Annotated in this window: 20 protein-coding genes; 10 read left to right on the top strand and 10 right to left on the bottom strand. The window is 40.9% G+C overall.

All coding sequences use genetic code 11. The features are described from left to right. Nucleotides 1–213 precede the first annotated feature (213 nt). Together sucC and sucD are read left to right on the top strand one after the other, a co-directional pair. Nucleotides 214–1,344: an ADP-forming succinate--CoA ligase subunit beta gene (gene sucC / locus KFO40_RS23325; protein WP_118195215.1), complete on the top strand. Its 1,131-nt coding sequence runs from the start codon at nucleotides 214–216 to the stop codon at nucleotides 1,342–1,344. Nucleotides 1,345–1,376: 32 nt separating this feature from the next. Beyond that, the gene (gene sucD, locus KFO40_RS23320) at nucleotides 1,377–2,237 is read left to right on the top strand and encodes a succinate--CoA ligase subunit alpha (protein ID WP_211146851.1); all 861 of its coding nucleotides are present in this window, start codon (nucleotides 1,377–1,379) and stop codon (nucleotides 2,235–2,237) included. A 104-nt stretch (nucleotides 2,238–2,341) separates the two neighbouring features. Here sucD and KFO40_RS23315 read toward each other — a convergent pair whose 3' ends face one another. After that, nucleotides 2,342–3,079 carry a DUF4396 domain-containing protein gene (locus tag KFO40_RS23315; RefSeq protein WP_049703356.1) on the bottom strand — a complete coding sequence of 246 codons (738 nt, stop codon included), beginning with the start codon at nucleotides 3,077–3,079 and terminating at the stop codon, nucleotides 2,342–2,344. Between the two features lie 136 nt (nucleotides 3,080–3,215). Here KFO40_RS23315 and KFO40_RS23310 point away from each other — a divergent pair, with 136 nt between their 5' ends. Continuing rightward, the gene (locus KFO40_RS23310) at nucleotides 3,216–3,389 is read left to right on the top strand and encodes a hypothetical protein (RefSeq protein WP_004316403.1); all 174 of its coding nucleotides are present in this window, start codon (nucleotides 3,216–3,218) and stop codon (nucleotides 3,387–3,389) included. Between the two features lie 62 nt (nucleotides 3,390–3,451). Here the strand turns inward: KFO40_RS23310 and KFO40_RS23305 are convergent, their stop codons facing one another. The 3 genes from KFO40_RS23305 to KFO40_RS23295 all read right to left on the bottom strand — a co-directional run bounded on the left by KFO40_RS23305 (nucleotide 3,452) and on the right by KFO40_RS23295 (nucleotide 6,486). Further along, complete coding sequence (locus tag KFO40_RS23305; RefSeq protein ID WP_008022467.1) at nucleotides 3,452–3,697, bottom strand: RNA recognition motif domain-containing protein; 246 nt, start codon at nucleotides 3,695–3,697, stop codon at nucleotides 3,452–3,454. A 412-nt stretch (nucleotides 3,698–4,109) separates the two neighbouring features. Then, nucleotides 4,110–5,612, bottom strand: coding sequence for a glutamine synthetase family protein (locus KFO40_RS23300; protein ID WP_049702735.1), 1,503 nt, complete (start codon nucleotides 5,610–5,612; stop codon nucleotides 4,110–4,112). 67 nt (nucleotides 5,613–5,679) lie between these two features. Beyond that, nucleotides 5,680–6,486: a DUF4846 domain-containing protein gene (locus KFO40_RS23295; protein ID WP_211146850.1), complete on the bottom strand. Its 807-nt coding sequence runs from the start codon at nucleotides 6,484–6,486 to the stop codon at nucleotides 5,680–5,682. Between the two features lie 124 nt (nucleotides 6,487–6,610). Between KFO40_RS23295 and KFO40_RS23290 the strand changes: the two genes are divergently transcribed. The 7 genes from KFO40_RS23290 to KFO40_RS23260 all read left to right on the top strand — a co-directional run bounded on the left by KFO40_RS23290 (nucleotide 6,611) and on the right by KFO40_RS23260 (nucleotide 14,124). Beyond that, the gene (locus tag KFO40_RS23290) at nucleotides 6,611–7,324 is read left to right on the top strand and encodes a DUF169 domain-containing protein (protein ID WP_008022473.1); all 714 of its coding nucleotides are present in this window, start codon (nucleotides 6,611–6,613) and stop codon (nucleotides 7,322–7,324) included. Nucleotides 7,325–7,683: 359 nt separating this feature from the next. Next, nucleotides 7,684–8,193, top strand: coding sequence for a hypothetical protein (locus KFO40_RS23285; protein ID WP_008022475.1), 510 nt, complete (start codon nucleotides 7,684–7,686; stop codon nucleotides 8,191–8,193). A 13-nt stretch (nucleotides 8,194–8,206) separates the two neighbouring features. Next, nucleotides 8,207–9,142, top strand: coding sequence for a DUF362 domain-containing protein (locus tag KFO40_RS23280; RefSeq protein WP_008022476.1), 936 nt, complete (start codon nucleotides 8,207–8,209; stop codon nucleotides 9,140–9,142). Between the two features lie 7 nt (nucleotides 9,143–9,149). Next, nucleotides 9,150–10,697: a 4Fe-4S binding protein gene (locus tag KFO40_RS23275; protein ID WP_211146849.1), complete on the top strand. Its 1,548-nt coding sequence runs from the start codon at nucleotides 9,150–9,152 to the stop codon at nucleotides 10,695–10,697. Between the two features lie 239 nt (nucleotides 10,698–10,936). Continuing rightward, entirely contained in the window at nucleotides 10,937–11,743 is an 807-nt protein-coding gene (locus KFO40_RS23270; RefSeq protein WP_008022480.1) for a patatin-like phospholipase family protein, read from the top strand. A gap of 53 nt (nucleotides 11,744–11,796) precedes the next feature. Then, the gene (locus KFO40_RS23265) at nucleotides 11,797–13,494 is read left to right on the top strand and encodes an alpha-amylase family protein (RefSeq protein WP_087318114.1); all 1,698 of its coding nucleotides are present in this window, start codon (nucleotides 11,797–11,799) and stop codon (nucleotides 13,492–13,494) included. Between the two features lie 141 nt (nucleotides 13,495–13,635). Further along, entirely contained in the window at nucleotides 13,636–14,124 is a 489-nt protein-coding gene (locus KFO40_RS23260; protein ID WP_008640124.1) for a PepSY-like domain-containing protein, read from the top strand. An 87-nt stretch (nucleotides 14,125–14,211) separates the two neighbouring features. On the opposite strand, the gene KFO40_RS23255 is transcribed toward KFO40_RS23260, so the two are convergent. The 6 genes from KFO40_RS23255 to KFO40_RS23230 form a co-directional block, all read right to left on the bottom strand. Then, nucleotides 14,212–16,224 carry an alpha amylase C-terminal domain-containing protein gene (locus KFO40_RS23255; protein WP_004316879.1) on the bottom strand — a complete coding sequence of 671 codons (2,013 nt, stop codon included), beginning with the start codon at nucleotides 16,222–16,224 and terminating at the stop codon, nucleotides 14,212–14,214. Nucleotides 16,225–16,242: 18 nt separating this feature from the next. After that, entirely contained in the window at nucleotides 16,243–16,689 is a 447-nt protein-coding gene (locus tag KFO40_RS23250; protein WP_008019991.1) for a YhcH/YjgK/YiaL family protein, read from the bottom strand. Nucleotides 16,690–16,726: 37 nt separating this feature from the next. Next, on the bottom strand, nucleotides 16,727–17,401 hold the full coding sequence (locus tag KFO40_RS23245; protein WP_008770653.1) for a DUF2461 domain-containing protein: 675 nt from the start codon (nucleotides 17,399–17,401) through the stop codon (nucleotides 16,727–16,729). A gap of 277 nt (nucleotides 17,402–17,678) precedes the next feature. Next, on the bottom strand, nucleotides 17,679–18,275 hold the full coding sequence (locus KFO40_RS23240; RefSeq protein ID WP_211146848.1) for an aminotransferase class IV family protein: 597 nt from the start codon (nucleotides 18,273–18,275) through the stop codon (nucleotides 17,679–17,681). Continuing rightward, complete coding sequence (locus tag KFO40_RS23235; protein ID WP_211146847.1) at nucleotides 18,259–19,266, bottom strand: aminodeoxychorismate synthase component I; 1,008 nt, start codon at nucleotides 19,264–19,266, stop codon at nucleotides 18,259–18,261. Before KFO40_RS23235 ends, KFO40_RS23240 begins: the two co-directional genes overlap by 17 nt. Before the next feature lie 127 nt (nucleotides 19,267–19,393). Beyond that, a complete protein-coding gene (locus KFO40_RS23230; RefSeq protein WP_008022494.1) occupies nucleotides 19,394–20,128 on the bottom strand; it encodes a hypothetical protein in 735 nt (244 codons plus the stop codon). Nucleotides 20,129–20,200 lie beyond the last annotated feature (72 nt).

Genomic DNA, 20,200 nt, shown 5'->3' with positions numbered 1-20,200 from the left:
ACAAATTTATCTGCCACGCTTGGTATTATTAAGATAAATTTTCCACTCTCTTATCTTGCGACTGCAAACTTAGAGCTTTTTTTTATATGAAAACCATAAATGGAATACAAACGAACATGTTGTAAAACACCCTGATACTTTTCTTTTCCGGCAAACTTTCCGAATCTTTCTTTTGTTTTTATTATAGGAATCATTTACTCAAATTTATGAGCCATGAAAATACATGAATATCAAGCGAAAGAGATTTTCTCCAAGTACGGAATACCTGTTGAGAGGCACACTTTATGCCGTACTGCCGCAGGCGTCCTGGCTGCATACCGGAGGATGGGAACAGACAGAGTGGTTATAAAAGCACAAGTATTAACCGGAGGCCGGGGAAAAGCCGGAGGAGTGAAACTGGTAAACAATACGGAAGATGCTTATCAGGAAGCCAAGAACATTCTCGGAATGAGCATTAAAGGTCTTCCTGTCAATCAAGTTCTGGTCAGCGAAGCGGTTGATATTGCTGCAGAATATTACGTCAGTTATACCATCGACCGGAATACACGTTCTGTCGTTCTGATGATGAGTGCATCCGGTGGTATGGATATTGAAGAGGTAGCCCGTCAGACACCGGAGAAAATCATCCGATATTCAATCAATCCATTCATTGGCCTTCCCGACTATCTGGCAAGGCGTTTCGCTTTCGCTCTCTTCCCACAAATGGAACAGGCAGGTAAAATGGCTGCCATCCTTCAGGAACTTTATAAAATCTTTGTGGAGAATGACGCGTCGTTAGTGGAAGTAAATCCGCTGGCACTTACAAAGAAAGGTACGTTAATGGCCATTGACGCAAAGATCGTTTTTGATGACAATGCGCTCTATCGGCATCCGGAGATTCATGCTTTGTTTGATCCGACGGAAAAAGAAAAAGTGGAAGCAGATGCCAAAGATAAAGGATTCAGTTATGTTCACATGGACGGCAATATCGGTTGTATGGTAAATGGCGCCGGACTTGCCATGGCTACTATGGACATGATTAAACTTTACGGCGGTCAGCCTGCTAATTTTCTCGACATCGGTGGCAGCTCCAATCCTGTCAAGGTTATTGAAGCTATGAAACTCTTATTGCAGGATGAGAAAGTAAAAGTGGTCCTGATTAATATTTTCGGTGGGATCACTCGTTGCGATGATGTAGCAATGGGACTTCTTCAGGCATTCGAGCAGATAAACAGCAATGTCCCCGTCATCGTCCGGCTTACAGGCACCAATGAACATATCGGACGGGAACTGTTACGGAATTACAGCCGTTTCCAAATAGCCACAACGATGAAAGAGGCTGCTCTTATGGCTCTGAAAGCATAATACGTACCAAATCACTAAAAAATAAAGCAATTATGAGCATACTAATAGATAAATCCACCCGTTTGATTGTGCAGGGAATCACTGGCAGAGACGGGCTTTTCCATGCCAAGAAGATGAAAGAATATGGAACCAAAGTGGTCGGAGGTACTTCTCCGGGCAAAGGAGGAATAGATGTGGACGGAATCCCCGTATTCAACACCATGTATGACGCTGTCGAGCAGACAAAAGCTAATACCTCCATCATTTTCGTTCCGGCACGTTTTGCGGCAGATGCTATCATGGAGGCAGCGGACGCAGGCATCCGGATCATAGTCTGCATTGCAGAAGGAATTCCCACACTGGACGTGATTAAGGCGCATCAGTTTGCCGAACAAAAAGGTGCCATGTTGATCGGGCCTAACTGTCCGGGACTTATCTCTCCGGGAAAAAGCATGGTTGGCATCTTACCAGGACAAGTCTTTTTAGAAGGAAATGTAGGTGTCATCAGCCGTAGCGGAACACTTACTTACGAGATTGTGTATCACTTAACAGCTAATGGAATGGGACAATCTACCGCTATCGGCATCGGGGGCGATCCTGTTGTAGGGCTTCACTTCCGCCAACTGCTGGAAATGTTTCAGAATGATCCGGAAACAGAAGCAATCGTCCTGATTGGAGAGATTGGAGGAAATGCGGAAGAACAAGCGGCTGAATATATCCGTAATAATGTAACTAAACCTGTGGTTGCATTTATTGCCGGCCAATCAGCTCCTCCGGGAAAACAAATGGGGCATGCAGGCGCTATTATTTCAGGAAGTTCCGGTTCGGCAAAAGAGAAAATTGAATCTTTGGAAGCAGCTGGTATCCGAGTGGCACAAGAGCCTTCGGATATACCCAAACTATTGAAAAAGTAACCTCCAAAAGAGAAATAAAAAACAGAAGTAGTAATATTACAGATGCAGATTCACTCAAAATAAGTAATTTCATACTTATCGCTTTAAGTGAATCTGCATTTATTTTACATACCTTTCTTTATACCTAATTTTATAAGAAGAGCATTCATCGGATAAGCGCAGAAGAAACCGAAAAGCATAGCCAACTGCATCATAAACCAGAATATCCATGTATCTTTGGGCAATGGCTCATTGATGAATAGCACAAAATAAACAATTGCCATCCAACCGTACATTCCTACCTGCCAGGATAAAAGAGAAAAGAAATCTGCTTTGAAAGCGCGAGTCAGCGCGTTCCCCACAGAGATTTTTTCCATTTCCCGAATCGCATAAAACTGAAAATAAACGCCAATAATCAAAGCCAATACAAAATCAAGTACCCAATTCCCTACAAGTTGACTGCCTGCAACAGTTACAGGAACATAATTCGTAAACCACTCTCCTATGATATCTGCCAATGTGCAGCCTGCGCCACAATGAAGAGCCGACAAAGCTACCGATTGCCAATAAGGACGCCTCATCTCTCCCATTGACATATCCATCCCCTTCATATCAGGCATATCCATATCTTTCATGTCAGACATGCCCATCCCTTTCATCCCGTCATCCTCCATCTTCATCGGACTGCTCCGTCCGAACTTATTATACGCCCATAAAGCTAAATAACTTCCCCACAATGCAGATAATATCCAAACTGCATTCATTATTTTCATTGATTGCGGACGATGTGTCAGGTCTATGGCAATATGTACTGCTATTCCGATACCTGAACAGACTAAGAATACGGCTATTAAATTGAGCATGATTGTATGTTTTAAAAGATTCAGACTACAAAACATACTTTATTTGCGAATAGTTCAGCCCACTACTTTTTAATTTTGCCTGTCGAACTATTCCACACACGAGTTGTTATCATTTCATAATCAAAACAATAAAAATATGAGCAGACGTAGACAATTAGAGCATGAAGTATCTGTTGCTCAAGAAAGAATAAAGAAAGCTGCAAAAGATACACCGAAGAATATCCTGAAATTATGGGAACAAGAGCTGGTAGACCTGGAATTGGAACTCAATAATATGGTGGATGATGAAGAAGATAATAATGAGGATTAACAGAAGAAGGGCGCGCTAGTTTCCTAGTGCGCCCTTCTCTATTACTGTCTATTTATTCAGTATTAGTTCTTTGGCAATGCTTCTTTCACTACCATTGAACGACCTACATATTCTGCACCGTTCAATTGTTTGATAGCGTTGTTAGCTTCTGCATCATCCGGCATTTCGATAAACGCAAAACCTTTTGATCTTCTAGTTTCACGATCTGTGATTAACTTTACTGAAGCAACTGTTCCATACTCTTCCATTACATTTCTCAAATCCGATTCCTTAACATTATAGCTAAGATTTCCAATGTACAAATTCATAAAATACAAATATAAAAAATTAATAATTCAATAAGAAAGTTTTAGGAAGATCTTAATTAGAGATGGATATGCTCAAATAAATGAGAAGATTCACGTAAAAAAATCAAATCGTAATAAACCTCTTTATTGTTGTTGGTACAAAGGAAAGCATTATTTGGAGATATTGCACTATATTCCCTCCTTTTTCTTTTCTCAAAACATCTTTTTTATGAAAATAGGCCAATACTTAACGTTCGCATTCTTTTATATCGGGCTATTTCATACCAATCATCTGATTAGCCTTCTATAGTTTCTTTGTTATAAGCTCTTTGAAAAACAAATACTTATAGTTAAATTCTGCATCAGAAAATTAAAGGCTACCTTCTTTGAAACAGAAGATAACCTTTATTATATACCAATTTACGTTTGCAGATTATCCACAATGGAAATACTTATGTACGAGATCTAACATCTCCATCGGCTTTCCTTCCAAATCCGCACGCAACGTTTTATCTTCGTAACTGCGAAGTCTGCGGATGATACCATCAATCATTGCCGGACTAAAGACATTATATTGTTCAAAGATTGCCCGTTGTTGCTGCAGGCAATCAGCAGAAGCCTCACAGCTATCTGGCAGTTGTGCCAGTGAGTTCAGTTTATCTTCATTCTCTTTCTGATGGATATTCACATTCACATACGTCTTTTCAGCGATATCCAGCGCATTTTCAATCTCAAAACCATGACGGCAGGCAACAGCCAAACCGGCCAACAGTTGATACAAATCTGCCGAACCATCCGGAGAACGCATTTCTACAGTCTGCTTCTGGCTGGTGTCAAAATGGCTTTCGGCTTCCAACGGATTAGCTAATGTACACATATCTGTTTTTGCAGCCCATCCCAATGGCACACGTACTAATACGGAACGGTTACGATCTCCCCAGCAAACATTGGTAGGTGCCTCCTGATGAGGAACAAGACGGAAATAAGAAGTAGGATTGGTATTTCCAAAGGCAGTGATTGAAGGAGCAAGCACCATCATTCCGGCAATTGCTTTACGCGCTGTTTCCGACAAGACGCCGTCTTTCAACATTTGGTTCTTTCCGTCTTTCATGATACGCATGTGTACGTGCAAGCCCGATCCTGCCTTACCAGCTGTTATTTTAGGAGCAAAGGTCACATTATATCCATATCTGTATCCCAGATTACGAATCACCCATTTGGCAATCATCAACTGATCTGCCGCCTGCGATACAGGAACCGGCAAGAACTCAATCTCATTCTGCTCATAAATATAGCCATCCAGCGTAAAATTACCCACTTCGGAGTGTCCATACTTTATTTGCCCGCCTGTTTGCGCGATATAAGACATACATTGAGTACGGAACTCATTAAATTTAGCGTATGGACCCGATTCGTGATAACCACGTTGGTCGGTTGCCTGAAACATACCTGTATCCGGGGCTATTACATAATATTCCAATTCGCCCATTGCCTGAAATTCCATTCCGGTAACTTCTGTAAAAGTTTTGCTTGCTTTGTAAAGGGTGTGTTCTGGTGCACTTTCGAGGGGTTCGCCGTCTTTGTTGAAGAAAGAGCAAAGCATGGACAGCGTCGGAATCTCGGCAAACGGATCAACGAATGCAGTGCAGAAACGGGGAATCACATAAAGGTCACTACTGCCCGCTTCTATGAAAGAAAAAAGACTGGAACCGTCTACCCGTTCTCCACAAGTAAGAATAGCTTCCAGATAAGCTTGATTGTTGATGACAAAGTTCAGGGTTTTCAGACGACCGTCTCCCGCCGGATACATGAAATTAACCATGCGGATATCTTTTTGCTGGATAAATGAGATAATGTCGGCTTTGGTAAACTCTGAAGTTGGCTTTTGAAGGAATGCTACCAACTGGTTAGCATTCATTGACAAATCTTGATTCATAATCGGTTGTTTTTCGTTGTTGTATGATTAAAACGGTTTGTTAAATGCCAAAGATAACGAAAAGATTCTACTCCTTAAAGCGTTTTAAATCTTTCCGGCTAAAAATCCATTCCGGAGTATATAGTTTCCTCGCATCCGTTTCCGCTAATTCATACCAGGGGGAAAGGCTGCGACTGACAGGATTTACAAGAATATGAATCTGTTGTGCAGGCATATAGCTCTGCGCCAACAAGAACACTTTCTTTTTGGTAGTCGGATGAACAGCAACATCTACAACAATGACCGCATGTCCGGGTGAGCCGCCTTTAATAAACACATCACCGGGTTGCAGGGAAGTATAAGACACAGTCTGAAGCTCGCGGGATAAAGAAGCCGTTCCGGCATACATAAAGACCATATCGAGATAGTTACGGAAAGTTTTATAGGAATAATCCACTCCTTTGCCCGCAGCATACCATTGCACTTGATTGCCGCTGACTTTTATCCGATTTCCTTCCGCCCATTTCTTGTACCCGGCAGGGAAACCATTGGTGAAGTTGAATTTTATTTCTCCATATCGTTTATGTTTCCACAGATATTCCGCCCGCAAACGCATTACCGCATCGGCACACTGTTGCAAATCACGGTTACCTATCTCCATATCGATTACAGCGTAAGCTGCAGACTGATTCGATTTTTCTTTTCCATTATAAAGCATCACTTTACTACCTTTCGGCATCAAAGGCAAATTACGTAAGTAACCTGTAAACGAATGATCGGAACAAGCCTCCCTGACATATCCCGTCGGAGGAGCGATTCTTGTAGCAACCGTTTCTTGCCCCCACAATTGCAGGGATGTACAAAGTAACCCTATATATATTAGTAAATACTTCATAACGCTTCTCTTTATATTCTGTTCCGGACAAATATAAGTAATTATTGTTTAAAAAGAGGATGAATGTCTATTTTTATTTTAACTTTGTACAAAGACCTACATACATAACTAAAATTGATAAGCTATGGACATCCAAACATTTATTCAGAACTTCAAAGAGGCATTCGGAGAGAATGCCGAATTACCTCTTGTATTTTGGTATTCAGATATACTGGAAGGAACAGCAGAGAAAATTAACGGTTGCTTCTTTAAAGGCATGAAGACTGTCAGAGAAGGTGGTACTATCAGCTTGAATGCAGAAAATATCGGTTGCGGTGGCGGCAAATTCTACACAGGTTTTACAGAAATGCCTGAACGCGTACCGACTTTTGTCTCACTAAAAGAACGATATAAACAGACTCCGGAAATGGTCATTGAATTTATCCGGCAACTCGGAGTTCCGAGGACAGAAAAGAAATACCTTCATTTTGCCCGTATAGACAAAGTGGCAAGTCTGGAACAAATGGAAGGCGTCATGTTTATCGCCAATCCTGATATGCTTTCCGGACTGACTACATGGGCTTACTATGATAACAATGCCGAAGATGGTGTCGTTTCCTTATTCGGTTCCGGTTGCAGTTCCATAGTGACACAAGCCACTCTTGAAAACCGCAAAGGAGGCAAGCGGACATTTATTGGTTTCTTCGATCCGTCGGTGCGTCCGTACTTTGAAGCGGATAAGTTGAGTTATACGATACCTATGTCCAGATTCAGAGAAATGTGTGGGACTATGCGCCAAAGTTGCCTGTTTGATACGCATGCATGGGGAAAGATCCGGGAAAGAATGGGCGCCGAATAAGGCAAAAGTACAAACCAAATAGTTTCAAAATATGTTTCAAGCTTTGAAACTGTTTGTTTCTCGGTGTGAAACGAATGGTTTCAAGCGGTGAAACAAACAGTTTCCCGTAGTGAAACAAAGTGTTTCAAATAGGCTTGAAACTTTTCTGTCCCATTTTTAATATCATAAAGTAAATGCTTAAATTAGTTCGTATTATAAGTTGTTATTCAAAACGCAACGAAGTCTCCTTTTTTCTATTAACTAATTTTAGACAGTTACTTTAGCAAATAGTTCTTTGTCCGGATTAAACCTTTTCTGCGGAAAGAAGTCTAATTTTTTATATATTATCGTTCTATTAAACTTTAAAGTTATCAACGAAAATGGAAACATCTGCTAAACTCTATTCACTGAATTACAGCAATGTAAGGACTTACCTCTTTGCCCTGCTATTTGTGGCAGGCAACATTGCACTTCCACAAATCTGTCATCTTGTACCATACGGTGGTCCTACTTTATTGCCGATCTATTTTTTCACGTTGATCGCAGCTTATAAATATGGCTTTCGTGTGGGATTACTGACAGCAATTCTTTCTCCTGTCATCAATCACCTGTTATTTGCAATGCCATCGGGAGCTGCACTCCCCATTATATTGATAAAATCCGCTTTACTTGCCGGTACTTCCGCCTTGGCTGCACGAACACTGAAATCCGTTTCTTTATGGGCTATTCTCGGTGTCGTTCTCTCCTATCAGATTATAGGAACTGCTTTTGAATGGGCATTCATCGGAAATTTCCATGCAGCAGTGCAAGATTTCCGCATTGGTATTCCCGGTATGTTAATTCAATGGTTTGGCGGCTACACCCTACTGAAAGCGATTGCAAAACTCTAAAGTAAAATCAAAAATGGACAGAAGGGACTTTTTAAAAACAGTAGCCATAACCGGTGCCGCATTGAGTATTCAGCATTCGGAGGCAATGGAAATATTAACCCAGACTATTAATAATACGAACGGAGGCAATCCGGACTTGGTAGCCGTTATGGGTGGAGAACCGGAAGCTATGTTCCGCCGTGCTATCAGCGAACTGGGCGGTATGAAACAATTCGTCAAACCGGGACAGAAGGTGGTCGTAAAACCTAATATCGGTTGGGATAAAGTGCCGGAACTGGCAGGAAACACCAACCCGCAACTGATTGCTGAAATCGTGAAACAATGCTTTGCTGCCGGAGCTAAAGAAGTGACCGTATTCGACCATACGTGTGACGATTGGCAGAAGTGCTACAAAAACAGCGGCATCGAAGCTGCGGCAAAAGCTGCCGGAGCAAAAGTAATGCCTGCTCATTTGGAGTCTTATTACAAGCCGGTAAACCTACCCAACGGTCAAAAGATGAAGAAAGCAAAGATACATGAAGCCATCCTGAATTGCGATGTATGGATCAATGTTCCCATCCTGAAAAATCATGGGGGCGCCAATCTGACTATCTCAATGAAAAATCACATGGGAATTGTTTGGGATCGTGGATTTTTCCACCAGAATGACTTGCAACAATGTATTGCCGATATCTGTACACTGGAAAAGAAAGCTGTGCTGAACGTAGTGGACGCTTATCGTATCATGAAAACCAATGGTCCGCGAGGACGTTCTGCCTCGGATGTCGTGTTAGCGAAAGGACTGTTCATTTCACCGGATATTGTAGCAGTGGACACGGCTGCCGCCAAATTCTTCAATCAAGTACGTGAGATGCCACTAGATACTGTGGGACACCTCGCTAAAGGAGAAGCACTGAAAATAGGAACCATGAACATTGACAAGCTGAATGTCAAGCGAATTAAGATGTAAAATAACAATGTTAAGAAGGCTACGTATTGGAATATCAGCACTTTTATTTGTGCTGATTTCTTTCTTTTTTCTCGATTTCGCAGAAATATTACCGAACAGTTTTCATCGGCTGGCACATTTGCAGTTTGTTCCAGCTGTCCTTTCACTAAGTATAGGTATCTTACTATTTCTCACTGTGTTAACACTCTTGTTTGGACGCGTTTATTGTTCTACAATTTGCCCTATGGGTATTTTGCAGGATGTCATTGCACGCATTTCAAAATCAACAGGGAAAAAGAAAAAAAGATATAGTTACAGTCCCGCAAAAAATAAATTGCGTTGGGGCGTACTTGGACTGACAGTAATCGGGTTTCTATGCGGATTTACATTTATTGTAGGCCTGCTCGATCCATACAGTGCGTATGGACGTGTGGTAGTGCATATATTCAAACCTATCTACATGTTGGGGAATAATCTGTTGGAATCCGTCTTTTCCAAGTTCGACAATTATACGTTTTATCAGGTAGATACCTCTGTTTTAAGCATTTCTTCTCTTCTCATTGCTATTATCACTCTGGCAGTTATTTTTGTAATGGCATGGAAACACGGGCGGACATGGTGCAATACGGTTTGTCCCGTAGGAACAGTATTGGGATTATTGAGCCGCTTTTCATTATTTAAGGTCCGTATCGATACTGCGAAATGTAATGGATGCGGGCTTTGTGCTACCAAATGCAAAGCCTCCTGCATCAATAGTAAAGAACATGCCATTGATTATAGCCGCTGCGTAGATTGTTTCGACTGCCTGGGAGCATGCAAGCAAAAGGCATTGGTCTACAACCCTTCTTTAAAGAAACAACAAGCAAACGTAGAAGCCCCTGTGCCATCATCACCGGACACGGATTCATCCAAACGCCGCTTTTTGGTTGCCGGTCTTGTTACTGCCGGGGCTGCACCCAAACTCCTGTCCCAAGCCAAAGAATCCGTTGCAAGACTGGAAGGCAAAAAGGCATACAAAAAGGAGAATCCAATCACTCCTCCGGGCTCTATCAGTCGGGAACACTTTCAACAGCAATGTACATCCTGTCATCTTTGTGTCAGCAAATGCCCCTCTCATGTTCTGCAACCTGCTTTTATGGAGTATGGTTTGGCAGGTATAATGCAGCCGACCGTTAGTTTTGAGAAAGGATTTTGTAATTTTGACTGTACTGTTTGCGGAGACGTTTGTCCCAATGGAGCAATTCTTCCCATAAGTGTAGAGCAAAAACATCTTACACAAATGGGATATGTTGTTTTTATCGAGGAAAATTGCATCGTTTATACTGATGGAACCAGTTGCGGAGCGTGTTCCGAGCACTGTCCTACACAGGCTGTGGCAATGGTACCATATAAAGACGGATTAACGATCCCTCATGTAAACAAAGAAATATGCGTAGGTTGTGGAGGATGCGAATATGTTTGTCCTGCCCGTCCATTCCGCGCTATCTATATCGAAGGAAATCCAGTGCAAAAAGAAGCAAAACCTTTTAAAGAAAACGAAGAACATAAAGTGGAGATAGACGATTTCGGATTCTAATCAGCCCCCAGTGCTGGTGTAAAGATTCCATCCGTATATTTGTGCTCTATTGTGATATATTTAAATGCGGATAACAAAACTTTATACTTACGCAATTAAAGTTCCATGTTATCCGCATTTATTGTGTTCTATGGATAACAAAAAACTACTTATAACGTTCTCTTAAAAAAACTATTCATTATATTCCTCCTACTTTCAATAAATTCACTAAATTCGTGGCGAACTAAAGAAAGCAACTCATGGAGGTATTCACAAATAACAGGAATAGCCGGAAATATCAGATTGGCTATGCACTAAGCGGAGGATTTATTAAAGGATTTGCCCATCTGGGAGTTATGCAAGCTCTTTTAGAGCATGATATTAAACCGGAAATCATCTCCGGAGTAAGCGCAGGAGCACTTGCCGGTGTCTTTTATGCAGATGGCAACGAACCCCACAAAGTTCTTGATTATTTCTCCGGACATAAATTCCAGGATTTAACCAAACTGGTAATTCCTAAAAAAGGATTATTTGACCTTTGTGAATTTATAGACTTTCTCCGAACCAACGTAAAAGCCAAAAACTTGGAAGATTTACAACTTCCTCTGATTATCACAGCAACCGACCTCGATCATGGACGCATGGTTCATTTTCACCGCGGCAGTATTGCTGAACGGGTCGCAGCTTCCTGCTGTATGCCTGTTATGTTCGCACCAGTCAATATAGATGGCACTAACTATGTAGACGGAGGATTGATGATGAATCTTCCTGTCTCTACCCTGCGTAGAGTGTGTGATAAGGTGGTGGCTGTCAACGTAAGCCCCATCATGGCAGAGGACTACAAAATGAATATTGTAAGCATTGCTATGCGTTCATTCCATTTTATGTTCCGCGCCAATACTTTTCCAGAAAGGGAAAAGTGTGATTTATTAATCGAACCATACAATCTATACGGATATAGCAATACCGAACTGGAGAAAGCAGAAGAAATCTTCGGACAAGGATATAATACAGCCAATGAAGTACTTAATCAACTGTTGGAAGAAAAAGGGAAAATATGGAAGTAACCTCCTATCCATCGAAAAAAAGAATGAATACGAATATTAATAATCTACTCTATATGAATGACGAAAATAAAATAATTATCTATCAAGTGTTCACCCGTCTGTTTGGAAATAACAACAACCACTGTGTCTACAATGGAGACATTGCCACCAACGGTTGTGGAAAAATGGCTGATTTCACGCTCAAGGCACTTGGTGAAATCAAAAAATTAGGTACTACACATATATGGTATACAGGCATCATCGAACATGCCACTCAAACGGATTATCGTCGTTATAACATCAGTCCGGATCATCCTGCCATTGTGAAAGGAAAAGCTGGCTCTCCCTATGCCATCAAGGATTATTATGATGTAGATCCTGACCTGGCCAACGATGTACAGGGACGTATGAAAGAATTTGAGAACCTGGTACACCGTACACATCGCACAGGTTTGAAAGTGATTATAGATTTTGTACCTAATCACGTAGCACGCCAGTACCATTCGGACGCACAGCCCGACGGTACGACGGAATTGGGGGCTAACGATGACCCCAGCCAATCTTTCAGTCCATACAATAATTTCTATTATATCCCGCAAGCGGAACTTCGTGCCCAGTTCGATATGAAAGACGGTGCAGCAGAGCCTTACCGGGAATTTCCGGCTAAAGCTACCGGTAACAATCGTTTTGATGCTACGCCCAATATCACCGACTGGTATGAAACGGTGAAATTAAACTATGGAGTGGATTATCAGAATGGCGGTACCTGCCACTTCTCCCCGACTCCGGACACTTGGATAAAGATGCTGGACATTCTTCTTTTCTGGGCGTCAAAGAACATTGACGGTTTCCGTTGTGACATGGCAGAAATGGTTCCCGTTGAATTTTGGGAATGGGCTATTCCTCAAGTAAAAGAGGTTTATCCTGAAATACTTTTTATCGCAGAAGTCTATAATCCCAGTGAATATCGTAACTATCTGTTCCGTGGCAAGTTTGATTATCTATATGATAAGGTAGGATTGTACGATACACTGCGGAACGTAGCCTGCGGATATGAATCTGCCACTGCAATCACTCATTGCTGGCAAAGTCTGAATGGAATCGAGAAAAAAATGCTCAACTTCCTGGAGAACCACGATGAGCAACGTATCGCATCTGATTTCTTTGCCGGTAATCCGCGTAAAGGGATTCCCGCACTAATTGTTTCTGCATGTATGAACACCAATCCTATGATGATCTATTTCGGTCAGGAGTTCGGAGAGCTGGGCATGGATAGCGAAGGATTCAGCGGAAGAGACGGACGGACTACCATATTTGATTATTGGAGCGTAGATACTATACGTCGTTGGCGCAACGGAGGAAAGTTTGACGGGAAAATGCTTACTGAAGAACATAAGCACCTCTACTCTATCTATCAAAAAGTACTGACGCTTTGCAACGAAGAGCAGGCAATCAAAAAGGGGGTATTCTTTGACTTGATGTATGCCAATATAAACGGATGGCGTTTCAATGAGCATAAACAATATACTTTTATGCGGAAATACAAAAACGAGATTCTGTTTTTCGTTATTAATTTCGACAGTCAACTGGTAGATGTTGCCATCAACGTGCCTTCACATGCCTTCGATTTTTTGCAGATTCCTCAAATGGAGTCTTATCAGGCCATTGATTTGATGACCGGTGCTAAAGAAGAAATCTGCTTATTACCTTATAAACCGACAGACGTTTCAGTCGGAGGTTATAACGGAAAAATTTTAAAGATTACTTTTTAAGTAAAAAGAGTAAGAACCGCATACTCCTTATCCTCCGGGCATTTCACTTATAAATGCCCGGAGGATTATTTTATGTACATCGCTCAAACAAATATTCTCAAAGGCTGTTTAGTTATAACTAATTCTCTAAACTCAAAGCTTATGAAGAAATTTATGATTTGTGCGATCACACTGTTTTTGCTATTATCTACATCTGTTTTTGGAGATACCCCTCCCGGCAATGTACAGGCAACTTTCAAGAAAATGTATCCCAAAGCAAATGGTATCGCCTGGTCACAAGATGACGGATATTATTGCGCCAACTTTGTAATGAACGGATTTACTAAAAATGTGTGGTTTAACGTCCGGGGGCAATGGGTGATGACACAGACTGATCTTGTTAGCCTTGATCGTCTGTCACCGGCAGTCTATAATGCTTTTGTATCCGGGCCATACGCAAGTTGGGTGGTAGATAATGTGACAATGGTAGAGTTTCCCAAATGGCAAGCTATTATTGTAATTAAAGTAGGCCAAGATAACGTTGACATCAAATATCAGTTATTCTATACTCCACAAGGAGTATTACTGAAAACACGCAACGTGAGTGATATGTATGATATTCTCGGACCAAGTACCTTTTTGGTAAACTAGAACTAAATCATTCAATAACACAATATACGAGAAAGCCCCTGCAGATATACAATGATAGTTGCAGGGGCTTCTTATTTAAAGATAAAATTATTTCTTCTTTCTAAGCACTACGGCGGTACGGGCAGGAATGTAGAGTTTCAACCACTCTTTCTTTTCCTTACTGTACAGCGGATCGGCAATAGTAAAGTGCACTACAGAATCATCTGCCAAACCGTTTCCTCCAAATGCAACGTCGTCCGTATTCAATATTACTTCATAAGCTCCCGGAGTTACCAGGAATCCATAGTCGGTAAATGACTGTTTCGGATTAAAGTTAAAGACAAATATAAGGTCTTTACGTCCGTATGCCAATACCTGATCGCCATCATTATGCCATATTTCCTGAACAGGTGTTGCCTGGAAGTCTTTCACGCTCTTCAGAACTTTCAGCATATCCTTATCAAAATCACCCATATAATGATAGGTCAGATTCTTGTTGTCTACCAAATCCCATTGGCGACGGGCATATTTACATGACCATCCGTTACCTTCACGCGGGAAGTCAATCCATTCGGGATGCCCGAATTCATTTCCCATGAAGTTCAGATAACCTCCGTTGATGGTTGAAGAGGTCAATAAACGAATCATCTTGTGCAAAGCGATACCTCGGTTGACAACATAATTTTCATCTCCCTTTTGCATGTGCCAGTACATATCAGCATCAATCAGACGGAAGATAATTGTCTTGTCTCCCACTAATGCCTGGTCGTGGCTTTCTGCATACGAAATGGTCTTTTCATCCTGACGACGGTTGGTTACTTCCCAGAACATGCTGGAAGGTTTCCAGTCTTCATCAATCTTTTCTTTGATTGTCTTGATCCAATAGTCCGGAATGTTCATGGCCATACGATAATCGAAGCCGTAACCGCCATCTTCTATTTTTGCAGCCAGCCCCGGCATACCGGAAACTTCTTCCGCAATGGTTATCGCTTTCGGATTTACCTGATGAATCACTTCATTAGCCAATGTCAGGTAACAAATCGCATTATCATCCTGATGACCGTTGAAATAATCTCCATAGTTACAGAAGGCTTCACCCAAACCGTGACTATAATATAGCATAGAAGTGACTCCGTCAAAACGGAAGCCGTCAAATTTATATTCTTCCAACCAGTACTTGCAGTTAGACAACAGGAAGTGAATCACTTCGTTCTTGCCATAATCGAAGCATAGAGAATCCCAAGCCGGATGTTCGCGACGAACGCCCGGATAGAAATACTGATTCGGATCACCGGCAAAGTTTCCTAATCCTTCTACTTCATTCTTCACTGCATGTGAATGAACAATGTCCATAATCACAGCAATTCCCATCTCATGAGCGGCATCGATCAATGCTTTCAATTCGTCGGGAGTACCAAAACGGGAAGAGGCAGCAAAAAAGCTGGATACATGATAGCCGAAACTTCCATAATAAGGATGTTCCTGAATGGCCATAATCTGGATACAGTTATACCCTTCTTCAGCGATACGGGGAAGTATTTTCTCGCGGAATTCGTTATAAGTGCCCACTTTTTCCTCCCGTTGTGCCATTCCGATATGACATTCATAAATCAACAGTGGATTCGTGTCGGGCTTAAATGTTTTCTTTTTGAATTTATAGGGTTTCTCCGGAGCCCAGACTTGTGCACTGAATATCTTGGTCTGTTCATCCTGCACCACACGAGTAGCCCATGCAGGAATACGCTCGCCTTGTCCGCCTTCCCAGTATACATTCAATTTGTAGAGATCGCCATGATGAATGGCATCCGCCGGCAGGTTAATTTCCCAATTGCCATTCTTTAGTTTTTTCAGCTTATAGGCTGCTTTTTCCTCCCAATTATTAAATGTACCCACCATATAAATATGAGTAGCATTGGGCGCCCATTCACGGAAAGTCCATCCCTTATCGGTGCGATGCAATCCAAAATAAAGATACCCCGATGCAAAATCTGAAAGGGTTTGTTTGCCTTTATTCGTCAATTCAGCTTCCTTGTCTAATACATGCTGATGACGCCCGGTGATAGCACCGGCAAAAGGTTCCAGCCAGGGATCATTTTTTATGAGATTAAGTGTCTTTTCCATATCAGAATTGAATTAGGATTATGCTTTTACTTTTACGATTACTTTTTTCACACCATCCGGAGTGATGCCGGGAGCATGACCGTCTTGCGGGAAGAAGATAGCAAACATTCCCGGTTTTACGGTAACGTATGTTTCTGCCAATCCTTCAAAGAAAGTAATGTCTTTTTCTGCGTTATAAGGTGCATCTGCCGGAACACAATCTTTAGCAGCGGTATACCCCATAATTTCTGTTCCCGACAACGGGATTTGAATGTCAATAAATTCGTTATGAGTTTCCAGTTTGGCTTCCTCTTTTGTTTTAGGCTTGGTTTGTGCGATATTCACGAACAGATCTTTCCCTTTCAGTTCTGTCTTACCAATTTCCATGGCTTGGAGGTCATGAGACTTCAAGAAGTCAATGGCTTGTGCAAACAAAGGATTTAAAGACGCATATTTCTCCAGATTTTCTAAAGTATCTACTACCATATAAGTTAAATTTTAAAGTTTATATTCCAGGCATTATTTATTCAAAATCATCAATCGTATAATTTATAAAATCAGCAAACCGCTTGAACTGGCGGAACGCTTTGTCCATCTGTTCCAACATATCCGGCCGGGTAAAGAAGTCATCAGGAACATTATAAGAGCAAACATACTCTTTACATTTCAAATAATCGACATACTTGAAGTCTTTCGGGAAGCCTTTCGGAGCTGTTTTCAGAAAATCCTCCCCTATCACCGGAAAGTATTTCTTAAACTCCGGATCTTCTACGATCGCAACAAATTCTTCGATATTGTCATAAATAGACTGACGCACTGCTTTCAGGATATTGGAAGGCAGACACAAGCTTCCTCCGGCAAGCATCGAACCATCCGGCTGCAAGTGGACATAATATCCACAATGGTCGGATTTCTTTCCTTTGGCATTGATATAGCCGCCGAAATGTATTTTATAAGGTGTTTTATCCGCAGAGAAGCGGGTATCCCGGTAAATGCGATAAGTACAGTCTTTGGGTTGAATTCCCCGGATAGTTTCATCAAACAGGGAAATACGGGCAATCACTGTTGCCAAAAAGTTGTCGAACTCGGCACGGGCTGTTTCATATTCTGCCTTGTGCTCATTAAACCACTCACGATTATTATTCGCGGAAAGATCTTTTAAAAACTGAAAGATAACGGGTATGTTCATCTTTATCATTTTCTATTATTACTCTACAAACGTACAAATTTTATTTCATATAAACTACAAAAGGGGGTAAAAGGACATAAAAAAAGCATCGGCCTGGTAAAACCGATGCTTTAACACATTTATCAAAAAAACAGACTCTTCTGTCTCTGACGTACTTTAGCTTTCACAAGTGGAGTACAATCTCTTTAATTAATCTTATATCTAATACTATGAAAAACACATAAATATAACAGTACAAAAGTGACATTTGTTCAGCAATACTCTGTATATTTCAGTTAATTATCGTTTATAGAATGAAATGTTCCTCATTTATAGGCAATACAATACGTTCCCAGTCAATCATGGCGTTGAATAACATGATATGTGAATAGTCGTTTAAATGCACTTGCGCAATGTCTTTCTCAACAATGAATTGCTTATTCAGAAGTTCCGCCCGTTTCGTTCCCCGGAGTAACGGATGAGCCGGAGTAAACCATGTGCGCCCATCGTAGAGGGCGATATTGGCAATAGAAGTATCTGTCAGATAGCCGTCTTTCACGATTAAAATATCATCTGCCATTCCTTTTTGGGCATACAAAGCGTTCAGTTCTTCCCGATGTGTGCTTTTGTAAGTGTAATTAATGGTATCGGATTCTATCAGATGCAAAGAGGACACTTTTCGCATCTGATAAGGAGCATACGTGACTTCTTCTACTTCTTTTCCATACACAATCCGACATTTATGAATCCCGTTTAAAACTGGTGGCGATATATACTCACGCAAATCAAGCGGAACACTATTTTTCCAAAAGACCGCACGGGTTCTATTGAAACGCTCTGTGTGATAATCAAGATTATAAATCTGTCCATCCTCTATCCGGATAGTCTCAATAAATGGGTACATATACTTTTTGTTTCATTTCGTTATACTCACTTTCCGCATCGCTCTGACAGGTGATTCCACCTCCGCTTTTAAAATACATTTTTTCTCCTTCCTGTTCTACAAAACGTATCATAACGGCACTATCCAAATTAATTCCATCCGAATAGCCCATAATTCCTGTATAAAATCCTCTGTCGTAGGTTTCAGCTTCCCGAATAATCTGCATCGTTTTTTTCTTGGGGGCACCGGTAATGGAACCGGCTGGCAAAAGTCGGAAAATAAGTTCTCCCAAATGTTCCGAATAGTTTTCCGGCAATACGCCTTGAATTTCAGAGCTTGTCTGAAGAATCGCTCCCTGATTAGTCTGCAATGTATCAATATACCGATACCGGGAAACGGACACTTGATTGGCAACCATGCTTAAATCATTACGAATCAAGTCTACGATAGTAGCGTGTTCTGCCGCCTCTTTAGGATCGTTCATCAATAATTGGGCAGCAGAAGGAATGGAAGCGTCAATAGTCCCTTTCATCGGGTATGAGCTAATTTTCCCCTGATGAATTCTCACAAATATTTCTGGAGAAAAAACAGTAAAAGTGTCTTTAACCCATAGCTTATAAATCGCTTTAGAGTGATAATAAATATCTTTCAGAGTGAGATTGGTATCTACCGGAGTGCGACAAGTCAGATTTGTGAGAAAACTATTTCCAGCCAAGATATTCTGTCGGACAATATTAAACGAGCGTTGATAGGAATAGAAAGATTCTGCAGAAGGCTGCCAATGGATAGAGTTCGCTGGTTTAGCAGAAAAAGAAGGTGTATACTTTTCAGTTGACGTAGCTTGATTGGTAAATCCATTCAAATTATACAAAAGTTCAGTAGAATCAACAGCAGCAACCTCTTCTATATAAGATGCATCCTGCAGATAATTGATAATAAAAACAAAAGGACGATGGTGTTGTCCAAACTGATTCATCCGTTTGATGGCCTGTTCCTTATTATATAAGTGCATAAAATATTTCAGCGTTTAGGAATGGCAAATGTACACAAAAAGTATAGATTAGAAAAAGATAGCAATAAAAAAGGGTTGCCCGACGTATCATACCGGCAACCCTCTATCATTTATAAGATTGGTCAAATTACTTCATAACAGCTTTCACTTGAGGAAGCATCTTTTTCACATTTTCATTTTCCGGAGAGATCTTAGCAGCCTCTTCCAAATAGTCTAATGCTTCTTTAAATCTTCCATCCGCTTTTGCTTTTTCTGCAGCATATTTGTCTGCATCTGAATTTGCCAAAGGAGCAGCTTTCTTCAGGATATTAGCTCCGTCATTATAACACAAAACTCCTAAACTGTACAATGCATTTGTTTTATACTGTTTGTGATCCAACGGAATTACTTTCTTGAAACAATCTTCTGCTTCTTCTGCTTTTCCAGCTTTCTGTGCTGCAAGTCCTGCTTTTAGATAATGAAGACCATAATTCTTCACCATTGTCTTATTCTTAGGATCGACTTTCAGCCCTTCTTCTAATGTAGCTACATATTCAGCAGTCTTCTTTTGTGCATCTAAAGCCAAAGCTTTACGAGCATACGCATTTCCTATATTAAATTTTTTCTGAATAGCAATATCGAAAAAGGTCACGGCTTCCGCATACTTTTTCACTTCGTCTGCTGCTATACCACAATAGTAAGCTGTTGCAGAATCTTGATTATTAGTCTGTTTCAGATATTCGCTGAACTTCGCATACGCTACTGGATAATTTTTAGCATTAAATGCATCATTTCCTTCTTTTTTCAATTGCTCTGGGGCGGTTTGTGCAAAAACATTAGTCACTACAATACAAAATGCAAATAAAAAAATCAATTTCTTCATAACTTTATGTGTTTTTTAGTTGTTTATCGTCCAAAAGTAGAAGTTATAATAGCAAAACACAACCGTATTTTA

It is taken from the genome of Bacteroides sp. 1001302B_160321_D4 (assembly GCF_015667765.1).
GTDB lineage: Bacteria > Bacteroidota > Bacteroidia > Bacteroidales > Bacteroidaceae > Bacteroides > Bacteroides xylanisolvens.
The sequence above is the reverse complement of the archived record's forward strand: the minus strand, read 5'-3'. Positions and strand labels throughout refer to the sequence as shown.

Coding starts and splice junctions, on each gene's coding strand:
- sucC (WP_118195215.1), top strand. CDS start 214: ATGAAAATACATGAATATCAAGCGAAAGAGATTTTCTCCAAGTACGGA.
- sucD (WP_211146851.1), top strand. CDS start 1,377: ATGAGCATACTAATAGATAAATCCACCCGTTTGATTGTGCAGGGAATC.
- KFO40_RS23315 (WP_049703356.1), bottom strand. CDS start 3,079: ATGCTCAATTTAATAGCCGTATTCTTAGTCTGTTCAGGTATCGGAATA.
- KFO40_RS23310 (WP_004316403.1), top strand. CDS start 3,216: ATGAGCAGACGTAGACAATTAGAGCATGAAGTATCTGTTGCTCAAGAA.
- KFO40_RS23305 (WP_008022467.1), bottom strand. CDS start 3,697: ATGAATTTGTACATTGGAAATCTTAGCTATAATGTTAAGGAATCGGAT.
- KFO40_RS23300 (WP_049702735.1), bottom strand. CDS start 5,612: ATGAATCAAGATTTGTCAATGAATGCTAACCAGTTGGTAGCATTCCTT.
- KFO40_RS23295 (WP_211146850.1), bottom strand. CDS start 6,486: ATGAAGTATTTACTAATATATATAGGGTTACTTTGTACATCCCTGCAA.
- KFO40_RS23290 (WP_008022473.1), top strand. CDS start 6,611: ATGGACATCCAAACATTTATTCAGAACTTCAAAGAGGCATTCGGAGAG.
- KFO40_RS23285 (WP_008022475.1), top strand. CDS start 7,684: ATGGAAACATCTGCTAAACTCTATTCACTGAATTACAGCAATGTAAGG.
- KFO40_RS23280 (WP_008022476.1), top strand. CDS start 8,207: ATGGACAGAAGGGACTTTTTAAAAACAGTAGCCATAACCGGTGCCGCA.
- KFO40_RS23275 (WP_211146849.1), top strand. CDS start 9,150: ATGTTAAGAAGGCTACGTATTGGAATATCAGCACTTTTATTTGTGCTG.
- KFO40_RS23270 (WP_008022480.1), top strand. CDS start 10,937: ATGGAGGTATTCACAAATAACAGGAATAGCCGGAAATATCAGATTGGC.
- KFO40_RS23265 (WP_087318114.1), top strand. CDS start 11,797: ATGAATGACGAAAATAAAATAATTATCTATCAAGTGTTCACCCGTCTG.
- KFO40_RS23260 (WP_008640124.1), top strand. CDS start 13,636: ATGAAGAAATTTATGATTTGTGCGATCACACTGTTTTTGCTATTATCT.
- KFO40_RS23255 (WP_004316879.1), bottom strand. CDS start 16,224: ATGGAAAAGACACTTAATCTCATAAAAAATGATCCCTGGCTGGAACCT.
- KFO40_RS23250 (WP_008019991.1), bottom strand. CDS start 16,689: ATGGTAGTAGATACTTTAGAAAATCTGGAGAAATATGCGTCTTTAAAT.
- KFO40_RS23245 (WP_008770653.1), bottom strand. CDS start 17,401: ATGATAAAGATGAACATACCCGTTATCTTTCAGTTTTTAAAAGATCTT.
- KFO40_RS23240 (WP_211146848.1), bottom strand. CDS start 18,275: ATGTACCCATTTATTGAGACTATCCGGATAGAGGATGGACAGATTTAT.
- KFO40_RS23235 (WP_211146847.1), bottom strand. CDS start 19,266: ATGCACTTATATAATAAGGAACAGGCCATCAAACGGATGAATCAGTTT.
- KFO40_RS23230 (WP_008022494.1), bottom strand. CDS start 20,128: ATGAAGAAATTGATTTTTTTATTTGCATTTTGTATTGTAGTGACTAAT.